The organism is Massilia sp. X63 (assembly GCF_041023745.1).
In the GTDB taxonomy this organism is placed as follows: Bacteria; Pseudomonadota; Gammaproteobacteria; order Burkholderiales; family Burkholderiaceae_D; genus Telluria.
Map to the genome: position 1 here is coordinate 103,269 of NZ_JBFTEF010000008.1, position 19,532 is coordinate 122,800.

Genomic DNA, 19,532 nt, shown 5'->3' on the forward strand with positions numbered 1-19,532 from the left:
ACTGAAAAGACAAAACGGCAAAGCTGTCAATTTGCTACCGCTTACGGGACGGCGAGCGCGCGCGCCTCGGCCTGCAGCGTCCGCATGCGCTTCAGGTAGCGCAGGCAGTAGATGCCGAAGGCCAGCGGCGCCTTGTCCATGTGGCGCCGGCGTACGTTGAATTCTTCCTGGCGCGCCTTGAGCCGGTTGGCCGAGGACACGCTGCCGGCGTGGTCGCGGAACACGGTCAGCGGCTGGTCGATCATGGCCGGGCGGCTCACCGCGCCGAGGCGCAGCCAGAGGTCGATGTCCATCGCGTACTTGAGCTTCTCGTCGAAGCTGCCGACGCGCTCGAACGCGGCCTTGCTCACGAATACCGCCGGGTGCGGGATCGAGCTGCGCCCGGCCACGAAGGAGCGGTAGGAAAACGGCGGCATCTTGTATGGCGCCACCATCTTGCCGTCCTTCAGGACCTGGATGTTCCCGTAGGCCCAGTCGAGCGGGCGGCCGGCCGCCCTGGCCTGTTCGAACACGCGCTTGACCGTGGCCAGCACGTCCGGACCGTTGTAGTAGTCGTCCGAGTGCAGGTGGGCGATGTACTCGCCCTGGGCGGCGTCGATGCCCTGGTTCATGGCGCGGCTGATGCCGCCGCCGACGTCGCGCAGCACCCGCTTGCTGCCGGGTCTGTCATGCAGGTAGGCGGCGATCATGTCCAGGGTGCCGTCGGTGGAGCCGCCGTCCACGAAGATGTGCTCGTAGTCCTGGCAGGTCTGCGACTGGACCGAGGCCAGGGTGTCAGCCAGCGTGGCGGCGCTGTTCCAGGTGCACGTAACGATCGAGAAGGTTGGTTTGCTCTGCATACAACTCCAGTAGTCTAGGCAGGAGGCGCCCGGCATCGGCGCCGAAGGTGGGCGGCGGCGCGAGCTGCCGCGGCGGTTCGGCGAGCTGGGCGCGCACGCGCTCGACCAGCTCGTCCATCGTGTCGGCCAGTTGCAGCTGGCCCTCGTATTGCTGGTAGGCGGCCAGCTCGGGCGTACCGCCGCGCGCCATCGCCACGCACTGCCGGCCCAGGGCAAGCGCCTCGAGCACGGTGGTGCTGCAGGCCTCCTCGCACACCGAGGGCACCACGCACAGGTGGGCGCGCGCGCTCAGGGCCAGCGCCGCATCGTAGTCCTGCCAGCCGAGAAAATGCACTTGCGGACCGCCGTAGCGCGCCTGCAGGGCGGGCAGCAGCGGGCCATCGCCGGCGATGCTCAAGCGTGCGTGCGACGGCAGCCGGCCTTCGCTGGCGGCCAGGAATTCGGCGAAACCCTTGCCGGCATCGACCCGGCCGACCAGCACCACCTCGCCCGGCACCGGGGCCTGGGCCCGGCGCGCCGCGCCCAGCAGGCGCGGATAGTCGACGAAGTTGTGGATCACGCGGCAGCGCGACAGGTCGGCATCCGGCACCGCGCGCAGGAACTGGCGGCGCAGGAAATCGGACACGAACACCGTCTTGTGGCGCGCGAAGGCGCGCGCGGTCTGGCTGCGGTAGCCGTTGACGGCAATCGCGGTCACCGTCTTGCGCATCGTCCCGGCCGGCTTGTCCTTGCGCGCGATGCAGGCCGAGCAGTCGCCCGGCACCAGGTTGTCGCACACGGCCTCGTCGCGAAAGCGCAGGTGGGTCAGGCATTCGCTGCCCTGGTCATGGCGCGTCTGCACGTAGTTGACGCCCTCTTCCACGTGCAGCCCGACCATCGGCACGTGCCCGTGGTAGTGCACCACGTCGAAGCCGGGCGCGTGCTCGTTGATCGCCATCGCAATCTTGCGTGCGAAGAAAGGACGCTTGAGCGGATTGAACACGCCCAGCTGCAGTTCCTTCCAGCCCGGGCGGGCATAGTCGAAGCCGGGGCGGAAATGCCCGCGAAAGCCGATCTGCTCGGCGCAACGCTCGACGCCGCGGTCGTTGCGGCCCAGGATTTCGACGTCATGGCCCTCGGCCAGCAGGCGGTTGGCCAGCGTGACCACGTGCTTGCCCAGTCCGCCGACCTTGTCGCCCGGTAGATCTTCCGACACCATCAGGATACGCATGTCATCCTCCGCCAGCTTCGTTTCCCCATCACGCTTCGCACACTTCCTTTCACTGTCAGGTTCCGCATCCTTGCTGCTTCATTGCTGCGTCACCGCGCGCCGGCCGCGTGCATGCGCGCCCAGCCGGCCTTCAGGCGCGACCAGGCCAGCAGCCGGTCGTCGCGCTCGACCACGAACAGGGCGCCGTGCACGCCCAGCAGCAGCATGGTGACGCCCAGGATGAACAGGAAGTCCCAGGGGCCGCGGTCGAACAGCTGCTCGGCCGCGGTGGCGGCCACCGCCACCAACGCGACCCCGGCCAGGCCGGGCGCGTAGCCCTGGGCCAGCAGCCGGGCCAGCGTGGTGGGCACGGTGCGGCCGTGCACGTACAGCAGGAAAGCGCAGGTGAACGCCAGCGAGCCGACCAGGTGGCCCCAGGCCGCGCCGTCGATGCCCCAGCCGGCCACGCCCACATACACGATGCCGAGGCCGGCAATGGCGCGGGTGACCGCAAACAGCCCGGACACGCGCGGATGGCCCATGCCGTCGTTCACCAGCGACGGCAGGCTGGTGAGCGAATCGACGAACTGCGACAGCGCCATCACGGCCAGCACGGTGGCGCCGTTGCGGGCGAAGGCGTCGTTCATCCAGTAGCCCAGGATCTGGTGCGCGAACACCGCCACCAGCACCAGGATCGCAGCGTTCAGGTAGACCACGTAGCGCGTCGCCTTCAGGTAGACGCGGTCCAGGCGCGCCAGTTCGCCGCTTGCCGCCAGCGCGCTGGCGGCCGGGAAGAACACCCCGGACAGGCGGAAGGTCAGGCTCAGCACCCGGTTGGCGAGCGTGGCCGCCACCGTGAAATAGGCCAGCCCGGTGACGCCGACCAGGGCGCCGATGATCAGCTTGTCGGCATGGGCATACGACAGCGTGGCGAAGCGCGACAGGAAGGAATAGGCCGAGAAGCTGAGCAGCGCGTTGCGGAAGCTGCTGCCGGGCCAGCGCCAGCGCATGCCGGGCAGCAGGCGCCGGATCGCGCCCCACAGGATGCCGCAGTGGATGCTGGAGGCAATCACCCGCAGCAGGATCACTTCGAACAGGCCATGGCCGAGCAGCAGCACGCCGACCGTGGCGAGCGGCACCAGGGTGCCGAACACCATCTCGAGGCGGGCCGAGATGTCGTAGCGCATCAGCGACTGCGGCACGCTGTTCAGGTAGCTCTGCAGCTGGCCTGCCAGGAAGCCGAGCGCGGCCAGCTTCAGGGTGGCGGTGGCTTCCGGCACCAGTTGGCGCGGCACCTCGAACACCCCGCCCACGAACCAGGCGGCGCCGAAGAACAGGCCGAGCGCGCCCAGCACGCCGATGCCGGCATACGTGGCCAGGCCGAAGGAAATGGTCTCGAAGATCCGCTCGTCGTCTTTGCGCGCATTGTGCTCGGCGATGTACTTGACCGAGCCGGCGGTGACGTTGATGTCGATGACGGCGAAGTAGCCGACGATGGCCGTGACCAGCGAGTACACGCCATAGCTGGCGTCGCCCAGTCCCTTGACGACCAGCGGCACGGTGCCGAGCATGACCAGCGCCGGGATCGCGGCGCCGAGCAGGTTCGACCAGGCATTGCGGGCGAGGCGCAGGTTCATCAGGCGTGCACCAGCTGGGGACGCGGCGGCATGAAAGGCTTCGCCGCGGGCTTGGTCACCGGCGCCGCCTTCGCCACCGCCATCGCCAGGTAAGGCAGGGCCAGGCAGATGGCCAGCATCTGGGTGGTGCGCACCTGCGGGATCGGCGTGCCGATCAGGAAGTCGGGAATCATGAAGGCGATCCCGGCCACCCCGGCAGTGGCCAGGCCGAGCAGTTCCGGCGGCAGGGTCTTGAGGGCACGGCGGGCGAACAGCACGAAGGTGACGATGGTGCCGAACAGCAGGACGATCCCGAGCAGCCCGCTCTTGAGCGCGACGTGCAGCGCGCCGCTGTGCAGGAACAGGCCGCCGTCGGGGTTGTTCTGCCACGAGATGTACTGGTAGCCGGTGTAGCGGCCCCAGGTGCCGATGCCGGTGATCGGGTTGGCCAGGAAGTCGGCCAGCGCGAACTTCAGTTCGAGCACCCGTTCGCTCTCCGGCCCGAAGCGCTTGGACTGCATGTCGTAGGCAAGGCTCGACAGGCCGCTGCCCGCGCCCTTGGTCTGCGACAGGCGCTGCACCGCGACGTAGGCCAGCGCCGCCCCGACCACCGGCAGGCCGCCCGTCATCAGCTGCATGCGGCGCTTGAGCGGGAAGCGCATCATGATCACCAGGAAGGCCAGCATGAAGCCGATCCAGGCGCTGCGGCGGTAGGACAGCAGGATGCACAGCCCGGTGGAGCACAGGGTCATCCACTCGATGCTGCGCCAGAACTTCGGACGCTCGATCTTGACGGTCTGGAACAGGTGGACGGCGGCGATCGCGAAGGCGATGGTGCAGACCAGGCTGTCGTTGATGTCGAAGAAGGTCAGGCGAATCTTGATCGCGTTCATGTTGGCGTACACGTTGTTCGGGTCGCCGCCGAAGGCGGCCCAGCGCACCAGCCCGAACAGCGCGCGGCACAGGCCGACGATCAGGATGAAATGGGTCAGCTCGAGCACGTGTTCGCGGGTGCGGAAGGACAGCAGCATGAGCGAGATCAGCGGCGCCATCCAGACGATATTGGAGAAGCCCTGCGGGGTCAGCGCCTCGGCCAGCGAGACGCCGTGCATCAGGCCGACCGCCACGTGCCCGGCGAGCAGCACCAGCCAGGCCCAGAACCAGGGCCGCAGGTTGCAGGCCGGGGTCGGGTAGCGCTGGAAGCTGGCGGCCACGCGGGCGCAGGCCCAGGCGCCCAGCACATACCACAGCAGCAGGCCGAACAGCAGCATGCCGGAGCCGCGGCTGTAGATGCTGCGGGTGGCGAAGATCGCCATGTTCCCGTAGCTGGTGGAGTTCATGCAGAAGTACACCGCCAGGTAGGGATAGACCAGGAAGCGCGGCCATACCAGGCCGATGCCGATCCCCGCGACGGCCGCGATCGACAGGCCGATGATGAAGGCCCACGGCAGCGAGTAATAAATGTACGGGAGGATCGAATTCATCGGGTGCCTTTGACTCCCCTGCCCTAGCCGCGCGCCGGCGCGCCGGTATGTGCCGGCGCCGCCGCGGCTGCGGCCTCGGGCGCCGGGGCCAGGCCCGCGCCGAGCAGGCGGGTGCGGTCGCGCGGCGCCATCACGCCGAGCATGTCGGCCACGAAGCGGTCCTGCACCCGGTAGGCCTGGGCGTCATTGGCCTGGATGGTCGAGACCCGTACCAGCATGCCGTCCGGGATCTCGCCCGACAGGCCATAGGCCAGGCGGCGCAGCTTCTGCTGGATGCCGGCGCGCGAGGCGTGCTCGCCGATCGTGATCCAGTAGGTGATCGGCTCGTTGCGCTCGTGCAGGCGCGCCACCAGGCGCTTGACCGGCAGTTCGCCGAAACTGGTCGCCAGGCTGTCCTCGGCTTCCTTCTCCATCTGGAAGCCCTGGGCCACGTAGCAGACCTCGGGCAGGTGCAGCTGCAGCGCCTTGCTCTGGTCGCCGCCGTAGGCGATCGACAGCATCACGCGGTGGCCCTGGTTGTTGACGTAGGTGCGCGACAGGGTCTGGTCGTAGATCTTCTCGAGCACGCTCTGCTGCTCCGGATCGGGCGTCAGCGGCACCACCGAGGGGTCGATGCGCCAGTCGCCGAAGCGCTGCGGGATCATCTGTTCCAGGCTGAACTGTTCGTGGGCCTGCGGCACGCGCGCCTTGGGCGTGAGCGCGCCGGTCAGCGCCGAGGTGCCGGCCATGGCCACGCCCAGCACCAGGCTGATGGCGAAACGGCGATTCATGTTGCCTCCTTCAGGGTCGCGTTCATGCGGCCGCCGCCCGTGCCCGGGCCGCCGCTGCCGCCGCTCCTGCCCTCTCCGCGCTTGATCCACCACTGCAGGCCGTTGTCGACCGCCAGGATCAGCACCAGCGCGGTAATGAACAGGACCATGCCGGCGAAGCCGTGCAGGAAGCCCTGGCCGGCGGCGTCGCCGAAGTAATAGGTGATCAGGGTCAGCGCGATCACGCGGATCACGTTGGCCGTGAACGAGATCGGGATGATCAGGAGCGCCAGCGTGATGTTGCGGAACGCGGACGGGTGGCGCATCAGGTTCAGGTAGAACAGGCCGAGCGCTTCCAGCGTGAGCAGGGTCTGCAGGCCGGCGCAGGCATCGGCCACCAGCAGCTGGTACTGGCCCATCTGCAGCACCACGCCGGAACGCGAGATCGGGTAGCCCAGCGCGAACAGGATGTGCTCGGTCACCCAGGACACCGCCATCTTCATCGGCATCGTCACCGCCGCCACCAGTTCGCTCGGCAGCGGCACCATGAACAGCATGAAGAAGAACGGGAACCACAGCACGCGCAGCGCGCGGGTGCCGACCTTGAGCAGCACCACCGCCGCCATCACCACCAGGATCGAGGCCACCTCGAACATCAGGATCTTTTGCGAACGGCCCAGCAGGTGGAACATCAGGCCGATGGCCAGCACCGGCCAGCCGGTCCAGCTGCCGAGCGGGCGGCCGGAGCCGTAGCCGGCGGCGGCCATCGCTTCCGGCCACTTGCGCCAGATCAGCCACAAGGCCAGGAAGAAGATGATCGGGCCGTGCCCCTGCTCCTCGCCGACCCAGGCGCCGGTGAACAGGTCGTAGAAGGTCGGTCCGAACAGGATCGCCAGGCCGGCGAAGACGGGCCACCATTCCGGCAGTGCGCCGCGCAGGGCGGCGAGCGTGCCGGCCAGGCTGGGGGGCGCATCGTGCGGCAGGGCCGCCGCGCTGTCCTTGCTTGCCGCCGTCGCCATGTCAGAACTCCACCACCACCGAGCCGACCACTTCGGCGCCGGATTCCGCCATCTGCTCGGCCATGCGGCTGATGTTGGCGATGCGGGTGCGGTGCTTGCAGGCCACCAGCAGCACGCCGCCGGCGCGCCCGGCCACCGCCAGCGCATCGGCGCCGGCCGCGAACGGCGGCAGGTCGTACAGCACCACGTCGTAGCGGCTCTCGAGCTGGGTATTCAGGTTGCGGAAGCCTTCGCGCGCCAGCAGCTCCTGCGGATTCGGCGGCAGGGTGCCGGCCGGCATCAGCGACAGGTCGACGAAGGACGGCACGCGCTGGATCACGTCGAGGTCGGCGCGGCCGGCCAGCAGGTCGGACAGGCCCTGGCGCGGCTTGACGCCGAACATTTCTTGCTGGCGCGGGCTGCGCAGGTTGGCGTCCACCAGCAGGGTCTGTTCGCCCAGCTGCGAGAACACCACCGCCAGGTTGGCGGCAAACAGGCTGGAACCGTCTTCCGGCGTGACGCCGGCGATCGCCAGCGCGCGCCGGCCGCGGGCGAACCAGCGCAGCATCAGCTGGCTGCGGATCGCACGCAGCGCCTCGACCTGGGGCGAGAACGGGTCGTAGGCGGCTACCAGCTTGGGCGACAGGTTGGCCTGCCCCTTCTGCAGGTAGGGATAGGAGAACTGGCGCGCCAGCACCTGCTGGATGTCGTCCTCGCTGACCAGCCCCAGGCGCACGGCGGCTTCGCCGAAGCGGATACCGAGGTCTTTCTGCATGCGCAGGACACGCTCGGCACTCTCGGGCGTGAGCTTGCCGGAATCGAGCAGCAAGGCGCCCATGCTCGAATCGGCGTGCGCAGCGTGTTGCGCTGCGCCGTCGTGGGGTGCGCCGGTAGGCAATGCGGATAGCACGGATGAATTCATGGTCATGTCCTGTTCTTGTTAGGGATGCCCCGCCGCCCTGCGCCGCGTGGGCGCAGGGTGGACGGTGCGCCTCAGTTCAGCCGCAGCAGGCGGCGCGGGGTCATCAGCGCGCGGATGCCGGAGCTGCGCGGACGCTTCATGCGCCATTCGATGGTGCCGAGCACCGGGATGCCCAGCATGTCCTTGACGTCGCCGCTCGAACGCACCGGACGGTTGATCAGCTCCAGCAGCAGGGCCAGGCCGACCCCGAGGATGGTGCCCAGCAGGATCGACACCAGGGTGTTGAGCAGCACGCGCGGGCCGGACGGCGCGGTCGGCGGCACCGCCGGGTTCAGGATCGAGATATCGGACTGCTCGGACTGGGCCTCGATACGGGTCTGCGAGAAGCGCTGGCTGGCCGAATCGAAGGCGCGCTGGGCGCTGTCGAGGTCTTTCAGCAGCACGCCCAGCTCGTCGCGGGTGCGGTTCAGTTCCAGCACGCGGGTCTTCTGCGCGGCCAGTGCGGCGCGCAGTTCGGCTTCGCGCTGGCGGTAGACCTGGGCATTCGCGCCGACGCTCTTGGAGACGCTGCCCAGGGCGGCGTTCAGTTCGGCGCGCATCTTGCTCACCTCGGCGGAAGCCGACTGGTAGGCCGGGTGGTTGCGGCCGTAGCGCGAGGCGGCTTCGGCCAGCTTGGCCTCGCCGCTCGCCAGGCTCACGCGCAGGCTCTGCACCAGGGCGTTGTTGGCGACGTCGGGCGAACCGACGCCGGTGGCCATGCGCTCGCGCGAGCTGGCTTCCATGGCCTGGGTCTGGGCCGCCACCAGCTGGCCCGACAGGTCGTTCAGGCGCGACAGTTCGACGTCGACCCGGTTGTTGTCGAGGCTGACGATGCCCTTTTCTTGCTGGTATTTGGACAGGCGCGCCTGCGCGGCTTCCAGGTTGTCGCGCAGCTGCTTGGTCTGTTCGTTGAAGTAGGCCGAGGCCTTCTTGGCCGGCTCGGTCTTGAGCTGGACGCTGATCTTCTGGTATTCGTCGGCGAAGGCGTTGGCGACCGCCGCGGCAAAGGCCGGGTCGGCGCCGCTGAAGCTGACCTCGACCACGCTCGATTCGCGCGAGGGCATGATCTCGAGTTTTTTCAGCAGCAGGTCGGCCAGCCAGTCGCGCACCGTGCCCTTGCCTTCGCTGGCCTCGCGCCACTGGGCCTGCACGGCCGGGCTCGACGCCAGGCGCAGCGAGTCGACCACGCGCAGCGCCACGGTCTTGCTGGTGATGATGTCCATCTGCGTGGCCATATAGCCCGGCATCAGGTTGCCGGGCATGGTCAGCCCGCTCACCGGGTCCACGCCCTTGTAGTTCAAGAGCACGGATGCGGTTGCCTTGTAAGTCTTCTGTTGCATCAGGCTCCAGCCCAGCGCGAGCAGGACCGTAACCAGCAGGGTCGACAGGATGATCTTCTTCCTGGCAAGAAGAATCAGCAGGAATTGATGAACGTTCATGGCCTTACCTTTGCATCAGATGCCTTGACAGCGGGGTGGACAAAACGGCGAAACACGAATCGGGTACCGCAGGTGCTGAGGCTACTTGTTAAGCAAAACTGAAAACTGCTGGACGGCGCACCGTTCCCGGTGCGCCGGAAAACCTCTTAGAACCAGCTTTCACGCACGATGATCACATCGTCGACCTGGACCGGATCGCTGGCCTTGACATTGATCGTCACCGGATTGCCGCTGGCATCCTTGCGGGTGATCTTCATGCCCTTATCGCTGCCGCGCATGTTCAGGCCGCCACCGGCCGAGACGGCCTGCTGGACGGTCATGCCGCGCTCGAGGCGGAACGGACCCGGACGCTGGACTTCGCCGGTGACGTAGGCGCGCGGCGCGCGTTCGACATAGATGATGTCGCCGCCGGCCACTTCGTAGTCCTGGTTCAGCTCGCCCTTGCGGACCATGTCGACCACGTCGATGGTCTCGCGCGTGGTGTTGCCGTTGCGGGTGCGCACCAGGTTGATGATGTCGCCGCCGTCGCCGTGGATGCCGCCGGCCATCGCCAGCAGGTCGAGCACCTTGCGGCGCCCTTCCACCGCATAGCGCCCCGGACGGTTCACATAGCCCAGCACCGAGACCTGCTGGCTGGCCAGCGTGGTGACCAGCATGTTGACCTGGGCCTTCTTGAGGTAGCCGCCCTTCTCGAGCAGGTCGCCGATCTTCTTTTCGGCGGCGGCCACCGACAGGCCGCCGACCGCCACCTGGCCCAGCAGCGGGAAGGTGATGTTGCCGGCCTCGCTGACGCGCGTTTCGAGCGAAAGGTCGGGGCTGCCGTAGACGGACAGCTTGACCACGTCGCCCGGTCCGAGCAGCACTTCGGCGGCGCCGGCGACGCCCATGCTCAGCACGAGCGCAGCGGCCATCATCCACTTGACGAATCGTTTCATGATTGCTCCTTCAATTCCTGTTATTGGTGTTGAGTGTTAGAACGATTACTTCAGGCCTGCCACGCCACGGTCGAGCGCGGCCTTGTCGGTGTTGGCGACGGGGGTTTCCGGCGCCGGCGCGACCGAGGCCGTACCGGCCGGTGCGTCGGCAGGCACGCCGGCCACCGCCGTTGCGCCCGGCGGGTTGCCGGCGGCCGGGGCGGCGCCTTTCGATGCGTTCGGGTCAGGCGCGTAATCCTTGTTCAGGTAAGCAATCTTGGCGGTGCCGCGCAGGCGCTGGATTTCGGCGGCGGCCAGTTCCTTCTGCTTCTTGTTCATCAGGTACTGGGCGATCTGCGGACCGGCGATGGTCAGGTTGACCGGCGCGTCGCGCACTTCGGCGATCGAGATCAGCATGGCGCGCTCGCCTTCCTTCACGGCGAACAGCTGGCCTTTCGGCATGGACAGCAGCTTGCTCGAGAGCTGGGGATTCAGGTCGGCGGTGCTGCGGGTGACCTGGGCGCGGCCGTACTTGATGTTGCGGGCGTCGAGGAACACCGCGATTTCCTCGAGCGACTTGGCCTTGTCGGCGGCGGCGCGCACTTCGGGCGTGAGGTCGTTCGCCGCGATGATCAGCTCGTTCATGGCGAACTGCTTGCGGTTGGAGAAGAACTGCGGGTTCTTGTTGAAGTAATCCTCGACCTCGGCCGGGGTCGGGCGCGCCGGCTCGCCGAGGCGCTTCTGCATGTAGGCCTGGGCGATGATCAGCGAGCGCGCACGTTCGATCGCCTGCATCACCTTCGGATCGCGGTCGATCTTTTCCTTGGCGGCCTCGTCTTCGAGCAGTTCACGGTCGATCAGGGCCTGCAGGACCTGCTTGCCCGCCTGCTGCTGCTGCGGCGCGCCGACACCCAGGCGCTGCAGTTCCTCGTTCAGTTGCAGCACGGTGATCTCGTCGCCGTTGACGCTGGCCAGGGCCTGGCCCGGCTTCGACTCCTTGGGCGCGTCGTCCTTGCTGCACGCAGCCAGGGTCGCGGCGCACAGCACCAGGGCCGCCGCCGACAGCAGGCGCCGGGGGCTGGGGAAGGAGGTTTGGTTGGCTGCCAAATGGAAGGTTTTCAAGATAATTTCCTCGACGTTGGTTAGCGGGCAGGCCCGCCTCGTATTCCTCTTGTTATTCGTGCCCCGCCCGGAACCCGGTATCGAATGAGGGCTCATCCATTCTGGGTTCCGCACGATTCCTTCTCTGTTCGTCAATTAACATTCTGCTACTGCGGCCGGCTTTCAGGCTGCCACCCGCGCCGCCGCACCCGGCGCGCGCCCGAGCAGCGCGGACGGCACCTCGGACGGCCCCGCCTCTTCCGCCGTCTGCTCGGCGACGAAGGATTCGTAGGCGCGCCGCAGGCCTTCGTGCAGCGGGGTACTGGCGCGCCAGCCGAGCGTGGCCAGCTTGGACACGTCGAGCAGCTTGCGCGGCGTGCCGTCCGGCTTGCTGGCGTCGAACACGATGCGGCCGCGGTAGCCGACGGTCTCACCCACCAGCCGCGCCAGTTCGGCGATCGTGACGTCCTGGCCGGTGCCGACGTTGATGTGCGAATGCATGGGGTCGGTATTTTCCGCATACACGTCCATGGGCAGGTTCATCACGTAGACGCTGGCGGCTGCCATGTCGTCCACGTACAGGAATTCGCGCATCGGCTTGCCGCTGCCCCAGATCACGACTTCCGGCGCATTGTTTTCGCGCGCTTCGTGGAAGCGGCGCAGCAGGGCCGGGATCACGTGGCTGTTTTCCGGGTGGTAGTTGTCGCCCGGACCGTACAGATTGGTGGGCATGACGCTGCGGTAATCGGTGCCGTACTGGCGGTTGTAGCTCTCGCACAGCTTGATGCCGGCGATCTTGGCCATCGCATAGGGTTCGTTGGTGGGCTCGAGGATGCCGTTCATCAGGTATTCCTCGCGGATCGGCTGGGCCGCCAGGCGCGGATAGATGCACGAGGAGCCGAGGAACAGCAGCTTGTTGACGCCGGCGCGCCAGGCTTCGTGGACCACGTTGGCCTGCACCATCATGTTGTCGTAGATGAACTCGGCCGGATAGGTGTTGTTGGCGTGGATGCCGCCCACCCTGGCCGCGGCCAGGTAGACCTGGTCGATGTGCTCGGTGCGGAAGAACTCGCGCACCTGGGCCTGGTCGGTCAGTTCGAGTTCCTGGTGGGTGCGGGTGACGATGTTGGTGTGGCCCTGGGCGCGCAGGACACGCACGATGGCCGAGCCGACCAGGCCACGATGGCCGGCGACATAGATGCAAGGCTGATTATTCAACACATTTACTCCAGTGAAAGTGCGACGTTGTAGCCATGCGATGCGAGCAGCTTGTGGCGGCGCGCCGTGTCGAGGTCGTGCGCCACCATCTCCTGCACCATCGCTTCGAAACTGGTTGTCGGTTCCCAGCCGAGGCGCTCGCGCGCACGGCTCGGGTCGCCCAGCAGGGTCTCGACCTCGGTCGGACGGAAATACTGTGGATCGACCGCCACGATCGGCTGGCCGACCACCACGCCCGGCGCCTTGTCGCCATGCACGGCGGCCACCAGGCCGCGCTCGTCGACGCCCTGCCCCTGCCATGCGATCTCGATGCCGAGTTCGGTAGCTGCCACCTCGACGAAATCGCGCACCGAATACTGGCGCCCGGTGGCGATCACGAAGTCTTCGGGCTTGTCCTGCTGCAGCATCAGCCACTGCATCTGGACGTAGTCGCGCGCATGGCCCCAGTCGCGCAGCGCGTCCAGGTTGCCGAGGAAGAGCTGAGGCTCCAGGCCCTGGGCGATGTTGGCCAGCGCGCGGGTGATCTTGCGGGTGACGAAGGTCTCGCCGCGGCGCGGCGATTCGTGGTTGAACAGGATGCCGTTGCAGGCATACATGCCGTAGGCCTCGCGGTAGTTGACGGTGATCCAGTAGGCGTAGAGCTTGGCGACGGCATACGGGCTGCGCGGATAGAAAGGGGTGGTCTCGCGCTGCGGGGTTTCCTGCACCAGGCCGTACAGTTCGGAGGTCGACGCCTGGTAGAAGCGGGTCTTCTTTTCCAGGCCGAGGAGGCGGATCGCCTCGAGCAGGCGCAGGGTGCCGATGCCGTCGACGTCGGCGGTGTACTCGGGCGACTCGAAGGAAACCGCCACGTGGCTCATCGCGCCCAGGTTGTAGACCTCGTCGGGCTGCACCTGCTGCAGGATACGGGTCAGGTTCGAGGTATCGCTGAGGTCGCCGTAGTGGAGGAAGAAGCGCGGATTGTCGGCGTGCGGATCCTGGTAGATGTGATCGATGCGGCCGGTGTTGAACAGCGAGGCGCGGCGCTTGATGCCGTGCACCTCGTAGCCCTTCTCGAGCAGCAGCTCCGCCAGGTAGGAACCGTCCTGACCGGTAACGCCGGTAATCAGTGCTTTCTTCATATTTTTCCCTTACGAAACAGACGAGACGCCGGCCCCGGCAGTTGCAAACTCATCAACAATTCTACGCAGCTGACATGGTCACGCAAGCAAGATACCAATCGTGCGCGTCGTTTTTAAGTTGACCTTAAGCGAATTGTTTCCAATTCATATTTAAAGTGTTTTCGCTGATAAATAAAGCACGTTGCAAGCAGTTAATTGCATTTTGATGGAGCGGCATTTCCCACCTTTGCTGCTGTTCGATGCCGCCTGCAAGGCCGGGTTCCATGCATGTCCGGCCGGCATCCTCGCCGCCGGCGGGCGCTCAGGGTGCGCTCAGTGGGCGCTCAGTGGGCGCTCAGTGCGCATTCTCGCGCGTGAGCACCACCTTCACGGTCTTCACGATGATCCACAGGTCGAGCCAGAGCGACCAGTTGCGCAGGTAATCGAGGTCGTACTGGATGCGCGCTTCCATCTTGTCGAGCGTGGCGGTCTCGCCACGCAGGCCGTTCACCTGGGCCCAGCCGGTGATCCCGGGGCGCACCTTGTGGCGCAGCATGTAGCCCTTGATCAGCTTGCGGTACTGCTCGTTGTGGGCCACCGCATGCGGCCGCGGTCCCACCAGGCTCATGCGCCCCTGCAGCACGTTGATGAACTGCGGCAGCTCGTCGAGCGAGGTACGGCGAAGGAAGCCGCCGATCTTCGTCACGCGCTGGTCGTTCTTTTGCGCCTGCACCACGGTCGGCCCGTCCTCGGTCACGGTCATCGAGCGGAACTTGTAGACGAAGATCTCTTCGCCGTACAGGCCGTAGCGGCGCTGGCGGAAGATCGCCGGCCCCTGCGAGGTGAGCTTGACGGCAAGCGCGATCACCAGCATCAGGGGCGCCAGCAGCACCAGGATCACGCTGCCGATCACGATGTCGCTGCCGCGCTTGATCACGCTGTTCCAGCCCATGAACGGGGTCTCGCTGATCGCGATCACCGGCATGCCGCCTACGGTGTCGAAGCGCGCCTGCATCAGGTCGAACACGTAGACGTCGGGCAGGAAGTAGACCGAGGCGGTGGTGTCCTTCAGTTCGTCGATCAGCTTGCGGATGCGCGGCTGGGCCGAGATCGGCTGGCTGATGAAGATCATCTTGATGTTGTGCTGGCGCACATAGGCGCAGACGTCGGCCATGCCGCCCAGCACCGGGTGCCCGATATTGGCGGGGCAGCGCTCGTCCTTGCGATCCTCGAAGAAGCCGCAGACTTCCATGAACAGGTTCGGGTGGCGCTCGCACACGCCGGCGAACTTGATGCCGACGTCGTTGATGCCGACCACCACGATCGAGCGCACCTCGCGCTTGCGGTCGCGGCTGCCGGTGGCCTTGCGCACCGCCAGGTGGCTGACCAGGATCGTCACCGGGGTGGCGACGAACCAGGCCAGCAGCACGCGCTCGTCATAGAAATACTTCAGGCCGCTGGCCGAGCCCAGGAAGTACAGCACCGCGATGGTCAGGCACCAGCCGAACACGGTGTCGCGGGCATAGGCCAGCATGCGGCCGCTGCGCCAGGTGCGGTAGGGATCCACGTGCTGGTAGACCGAGGTGGAGATGAAGAAGGCCAGAATCATCAGCACCAGCGAGTATCCGGAAAACGGTTCACCGTAGTAGAGCGTTGCGAGATACAGGGTCCCCATGATGATCAGGGGATCAAGCACGCGCTGGAAAAACGAGATGATCGGGATGTCGTTTACCGTCATAAAGTCACTTCATTCAGTACACTACTGCTTCAGAACAGCACGTTCGCGTTCACCATGACGGTGTTGGCGTCAAATTTGCCCAGGCCCAGCGCCTCCGAGCCGCTGCGCGCCTGGTGCTGCCAGCCGGCCGACAGCGCGATCTTGCGCTTGACCTGCCAGGTCGCGCGCAGGCTGGCGGTCTTCAGCGAGTCTTCCAGCGCGTCCGAGCCGGCGAACACGCGGCGCGCGTTGTAGGCGCGCTGTTCGTAGGCGGCGGTGGCGTCGACCTTGATCTTGCCGGTGGCCTGCCAGGTGGCGCCGAGGCTGGCGCCGCGGTTCAGGGTATAACTGACGATGGTGCTCTCGATCGGGGCGAATTCGCGCCATACCGAGGCGTTGTAGGTCATCTTGCCGCGCGGCTGGTAGGTGGCGTTCAGGCGCCCGTTGAAGCCGCTGGTCTTGCCTGCGCCGAAGGAAGGCTGCTCGCGCCGCACGTAGCCGCCCAGGGCCTGCAAGGTGGTGGAGCCGCTGGCGTACCAGTTGACGCGCACCTTCAGTTCGTCCTGGGTGAAGTCGTCGACCAGCACGCCGCTGGTGGCCGGACGGCGGAACGGGTATTCGCCCTTGACCCGGCGCGCCACCAGGCCCACCGAACTGCCGCTGCGCGGCCGGTACACGAGTTCGGCCTCGACCGCCTTTTCGGTGCGGTTGTTGTAGCGCTGGCGCAGCAGCTCGTATTCGTAGCGCTCGCGCGTGAAGCCGGTGCGCAGCTTCCAGCTCGGGTGCATCTTCCAGCCCGCGTCGAACCACTGGCGGCGGCGCTCGCGCACGTTGCGCTCGTCGCTGAAGAAGTCGGTGTAAGGGGCCAGGGTGCGGTCGTACAGGGTGCCCGCCTGCCCTTCGAACTTGTTGCCCAGCTCCCAGAACCAGGTGGCCTGCAGGTCGCGGCCGTCGTAGTCGAGCTGCTTGAAGAAGTCGAAATTCACCTTCGAGGCCTTGGCCACCACCGCCACGCGCTGACGGCTGATGCGCTTGTTGTAGACAATGCCGGCTTCAAGCTGGCGCCAGCGGTCGCTGCGCTTGCCGCCGAAGGCCGGACGGTTGTCCGGCACCCGCAGCAGGTTGTCGTCGTAGCCCCAGCCGATGCCGCCGTACAGCTTCAGGCCTTCTTCCTGCTGCGCGCTGTTCTGCGCGCCGGCCTCGGCGATCGGGAGGAGGAACAGTGCACCGACCAGGGCGGCGATCGGGCGGAGCGTGTGGGGGCGTAAGGGCATCATGTTGTTCGTCTTTTCTGAAGTCATTGCGCTTAGGAATGGTGCCTGCGGATTACCAGAAGGCCCAGCTGCCGGTGGCGACCACCCAGGCGCCGAGCAGGCCGTTGGTGACGGCATGGGCGATCACCGCGGACCAGAGATTGCGGTGCCGCATGTACAGGAGGCTGTAGGCGACGCCGGCCACGATGCCGGCCAGCCACAGGTTGTGCTCGAAACCGAACAGGACGACCGACACCAGGAAGCCCTTGATGCCGACGCGCGCCGGCTCGAGCGCCTCGAAGTCGGCGGCATCGACCCAGCGCATCACGAAGGAGCGCCAGAACAGTTCTTCCATGACGGGCACGACCAGGGCGGCGCCGGCGATGCGGATGGCGACCAGCAGCCAGTCGAGCTCGCCGTTGGTGCGCGGGTCGTAGCCGGGGCTCGCGCCGACCGTCATCCAGGACGCGTCGAGCTTGATCCAGAGCACCAGCACCAGCACCCCGACCGCCACCGAGACCAGCAGCTGCAGCGGGCTCGGCAGCGGCGCGCGCAGCTCGTGGTAGCGGCGCCAGGACCAGGCCAGCAGCAGCGCCACCACGCCGATCTGCACCGGGTACAGCCAGCGCAGGTCGGCACGGGACATGCCCGTGCGTTCGAGCATGTCGCCGAGGATGATGAAGAAGATGTAGGCGCCGAAAGGCAGGATCCGCGCCCAGGCGGCGCGGCTGAAGAGGGGGGCGTCGACCGATAACGCTGGGGCTGCTGTTGGAGCGGTACGTGAGTCGTTGTGCTCGGTCATGTTCCTTGTCTTGCAGGCGCCTGGCCTGCCCGGTTAGTTACGCTACTCGCCCCGCGCGCGGGCTTCGATGCGCTCCCAGCGATCGAGGGCGTCGAGCAGCAGGTCGTCGATCTCGGCGTGGCGCTCGCTCAGGCGGCGCGCATCGCCGGGACTCTGCTTGTAGAAGTCGGGCGAATTCAGCTGGGCTGTGATCGCGGACTGCTCATCTTCAAGAGTGGCGATCAGCTGGGGAAGTTCCTCCAGCTCGCGCTGCTCCTTGTAGCTCAACTTTACCTTTTTACCAGACCCGCTCTGTGCGGTAGATGACATTTCGCCAGCTTTGGCTGAGCTGGGCACGGTCGCGGCCGCAGCCTGGCCGTCGGGCTTGGCCGCAGTCGCCGCGGGCCTGGCCGCGGGCGCCGGCTCGGTGGCGCGCACGCGTTCCCAGTCGCTGTAGCCGCCGACGTATTCGCGCCACAAACCATTTCCTTCCGCCACGATCACCTGGGTGACGACGTTGTCGAGGAAGGTGCGGTCGTGGCTGACCAGGAACACGGTGCCGGTGTATTCCTCAAGCAATTCCTCGAGCAGTTCCAGGGTTTCGATGTCGAGGTCGTTGGTCGGTTCGTCCAGCACCAGGCAGTTGGCCGGCTTGGCGAACAGGCGCGCCAACAGCAGGCGGTTGCGCTCGCCGCCCGAGAGCGATTTCACGGGCGAGCGCGCGCGTTCCGGTGCGAACAGGAAGTCGTTGAGGTAGGTCATCACGTGCTTCTTCTGGCCATTGATCTCGACCCAGTCGCTGCCCGGCGAGATGGTGTCCGCCAGGCTCGCCTCTTCGTTGAGCTGGGCGCGCATCTGGTCGAAATAGGCCACGTTCAGGCGGGTGCCGAGCTTGACCGAGCCGCTGTCGGCGGTCTCGTCGCCGAGGATGATCTTCAGCAGCGTGGTCTTGCCGGCGCCGTTCGGGCCGATCAGGCCGACCTTGTCGCCACGCATGATGGTGCCGGTGAAGTTGCTGACGATGATTTTTTCACCGTAGGATTTGGAGATATTTTCCATGTCGGCAACGATCTTGCCCGAGCGTTCGCCGGTGCCGACGTCGAGCCGGACCGTGCCCTGCTGCTCGCGGCGCGCGGCGCGCTGCAGGCGCAGCGCTTCCAGGCGGCGTACCCGGCCTTCGTCACGGGTACGGCGCGCCTGCACGCCCTTGCGGATCCAGACTTCTTCCTGCGCCAGGAACTTGTCGAACTTGGCGTTCTCGACTTCCTCGTTGGCCAGCAGTTCGCGCTTGCGCTCCTGGTAAGTGGAGAAGTTGCCCGGGAAGGACAGCAGGCGGCCGCGGTCGAGCTCGATGATGCGGGTGGCGACATTGTCGAGGAAGCTGCGGTCGTGGGTGATGAACAGCACCGAGCCGGTATAGGCGCGCAGCAGGCCTTCGAGCCACTTGATCGAGGTAAAGTCGAGGTGGTTGGTGGGCTCGTCCAGCAGCAGCACGTCCGGGGCCGAGACCAGGGCCACGGCCAGCGCCACGCGCTTTTGCATGCCGCCCGACAGGGTGCCCATCTTCGCTTCGCGGTTCAGTCCCAGGCGGTCGAGCGTGGTGTCGACCTTGTGCGCCAGGTTCCAGCCGTCGACGGCGTCGAGTTTCAGCTGCAGCTCGTGCATGCGCTCCATCAGCGCGTCGTCGTTGTCGCCGCCGAACTGCCCGGTGAGGGACTCGTACTCGGCCAGCATCGCCTGCTGCTCGCCCATGCCGGCCGCCACGGCATCGAACACGCTGGCAGCCGGATCGAAGACCGGCTCCTGCTCGACGTAGGCGATCTTCAGGCCCTGCTGCATGACGAGCAGGCCGTCATCGAGCCTGGAGCGGCCCGAAATGATTTTCAGCAGCGAGGATTTGCCGGTGCCGTTGCGGCCGATCAGGCCGACGCGTTCGCCGGTCTCCAGGGAAAAGTCAGCGTGGTCGAGCAGCGCGACGTGGCCGAAAGCCAATTGCGCGGAAGTGAGGGAAATGACAGCCATGGTCCGTGATCCGCCGGCCACCGATCGCGGCGCCGGACGCAAAAATGTTGAATGAAAGGTGCATTGTACCGACTGGCGCGCCTGGTCCGCGGTTTCGGGCCATCGGCAAGCAAGGATGGGATTGCGCAGGCGGAAATTCGAGGGGAACGGC

At 66.6% G+C, this 19,532-nt stretch carries 17 protein-coding genes; all 17 read right to left on the reverse strand.

Annotated features, from left to right (window positions below; genetic code table 11):
- Nucleotides 1–41: 41 nt before the first annotated feature.
- Nucleotides 42–839, reverse strand: a complete 798-nt coding sequence (locus AB3347_RS16860) for a glycosyltransferase family 2 protein (protein WP_369092946.1) — start codon at nt 837–839, stop codon at nt 42–44.
- Complete coding sequence (locus AB3347_RS16865; protein WP_369092947.1) at nt 775–2,049, reverse strand: glycosyltransferase family 4 protein; 1,275 nt, start codon at nt 2,047–2,049, stop codon at nt 775–777. The genes AB3347_RS16860 and AB3347_RS16865 overlap by 65 nt, the downstream gene beginning before the upstream one ends.
- A gap of 89 nt (nt 2,050–2,138) precedes the next feature.
- The gene (locus tag AB3347_RS16870; protein ID WP_369092948.1) at nt 2,139–3,665 is read right to left on the reverse strand and encodes an oligosaccharide flippase family protein; all 1,527 of its coding nucleotides are present in this window, start codon (nt 3,663–3,665) and stop codon (nt 2,139–2,141) included.
- Nucleotides 3,665–5,128 (reverse strand): O-antigen ligase family protein, encoded by a 1,464-nt coding sequence (locus tag AB3347_RS16875; protein WP_369092949.1) that lies wholly within the window; start codon nt 5,126–5,128, stop codon nt 3,665–3,667. Before AB3347_RS16875 ends, AB3347_RS16870 begins: the two co-directional genes overlap by 1 nt.
- A 23-nt stretch (nt 5,129–5,151) precedes the next feature.
- Complete coding sequence (epsI, locus tag AB3347_RS16880; protein ID WP_369092950.1) at nt 5,152–5,898, reverse strand: exosortase-associated protein EpsI, B-type; 747 nt, start codon at nt 5,896–5,898, stop codon at nt 5,152–5,154.
- A complete protein-coding gene (gene xrtB / locus AB3347_RS16885; RefSeq protein WP_369092951.1) occupies nt 5,895–6,896 on the reverse strand; it encodes an exosortase B in 1,002 nt (333 codons plus the stop codon). Before xrtB ends, epsI begins: the two co-directional genes overlap by 4 nt.
- 1 nt (nt 6,897) lies before the next feature.
- The gene (gene epsG, locus AB3347_RS16890) at nt 6,898–7,713 is read right to left on the reverse strand and encodes a chain length determinant protein tyrosine kinase EpsG (protein WP_369093046.1); all 816 of its coding nucleotides are present in this window, start codon (nt 7,711–7,713) and stop codon (nt 6,898–6,900) included.
- 155 nt (nt 7,714–7,868) lie between these two features.
- Nucleotides 7,869–9,275 carry a chain length determinant protein EpsF gene (epsF, locus tag AB3347_RS16895; RefSeq protein ID WP_369092952.1) on the reverse strand — a complete coding sequence of 469 codons (1,407 nt, stop codon included), beginning with the start codon at nt 9,273–9,275 and terminating at the stop codon, nt 7,869–7,871.
- 146 nt (nt 9,276–9,421) lie between these two features.
- Nucleotides 9,422–10,210, reverse strand: a complete 789-nt coding sequence (gene epsE, locus AB3347_RS16900) for a polysaccharide export protein EpsE (RefSeq protein ID WP_369092953.1) — start codon at nt 10,208–10,210, stop codon at nt 9,422–9,424.
- Between the two features lie 45 nt (nt 10,211–10,255).
- A complete protein-coding gene (locus AB3347_RS16905; protein ID WP_369092954.1) occupies nt 10,256–11,311 on the reverse strand; it encodes an EpsD family peptidyl-prolyl cis-trans isomerase in 1,056 nt (351 codons plus the stop codon).
- A gap of 162 nt (nt 11,312–11,473) precedes the next feature.
- Entirely contained in the window at nt 11,474–12,508 is a 1,035-nt protein-coding gene (locus AB3347_RS16910; RefSeq protein WP_369092955.1) for a GDP-L-fucose synthase family protein, read from the reverse strand.
- A gap of 5 nt (nt 12,509–12,513) precedes the next feature.
- On the reverse strand, nt 12,514–13,629 hold the full coding sequence (gene gmd, locus AB3347_RS16915) for a GDP-mannose 4,6-dehydratase (RefSeq protein WP_369092956.1): 1,116 nt from the start codon (nt 13,627–13,629) through the stop codon (nt 12,514–12,516).
- A gap of 124 nt (nt 13,630–13,753) precedes the next feature.
- Entirely contained in the window at nt 13,754–13,894 is a 141-nt protein-coding gene (locus AB3347_RS16920) for a hypothetical protein (RefSeq protein WP_369092957.1), read from the reverse strand.
- A gap of 69 nt (nt 13,895–13,963) precedes the next feature.
- Entirely contained in the window at nt 13,964–15,346 is a 1,383-nt protein-coding gene (locus AB3347_RS16925) for an undecaprenyl-phosphate glucose phosphotransferase (protein WP_369092958.1), read from the reverse strand.
- A 29-nt stretch (nt 15,347–15,375) separates the two neighbouring features.
- Complete coding sequence (gene epsL, locus AB3347_RS16930; RefSeq protein ID WP_369092959.1) at nt 15,376–16,602, reverse strand: XrtB/PEP-CTERM-associated polysaccharide biosynthesis outer membrane protein EpsL; 1,227 nt, start codon at nt 16,600–16,602, stop codon at nt 15,376–15,378.
- Between the two features lie 49 nt (nt 16,603–16,651).
- Entirely contained in the window at nt 16,652–17,380 is a 729-nt protein-coding gene (locus tag AB3347_RS16935; protein ID WP_369092960.1) for a CAAX prenyl protease-related protein, read from the reverse strand.
- A 42-nt stretch (nt 17,381–17,422) separates the two neighbouring features.
- Complete coding sequence (locus tag AB3347_RS16940; protein WP_369092961.1) at nt 17,423–19,381, reverse strand: ATP-binding cassette domain-containing protein; 1,959 nt, start codon at nt 19,379–19,381, stop codon at nt 17,423–17,425.
- Nucleotides 19,382–19,532: the final 151 nt, after the last annotated feature.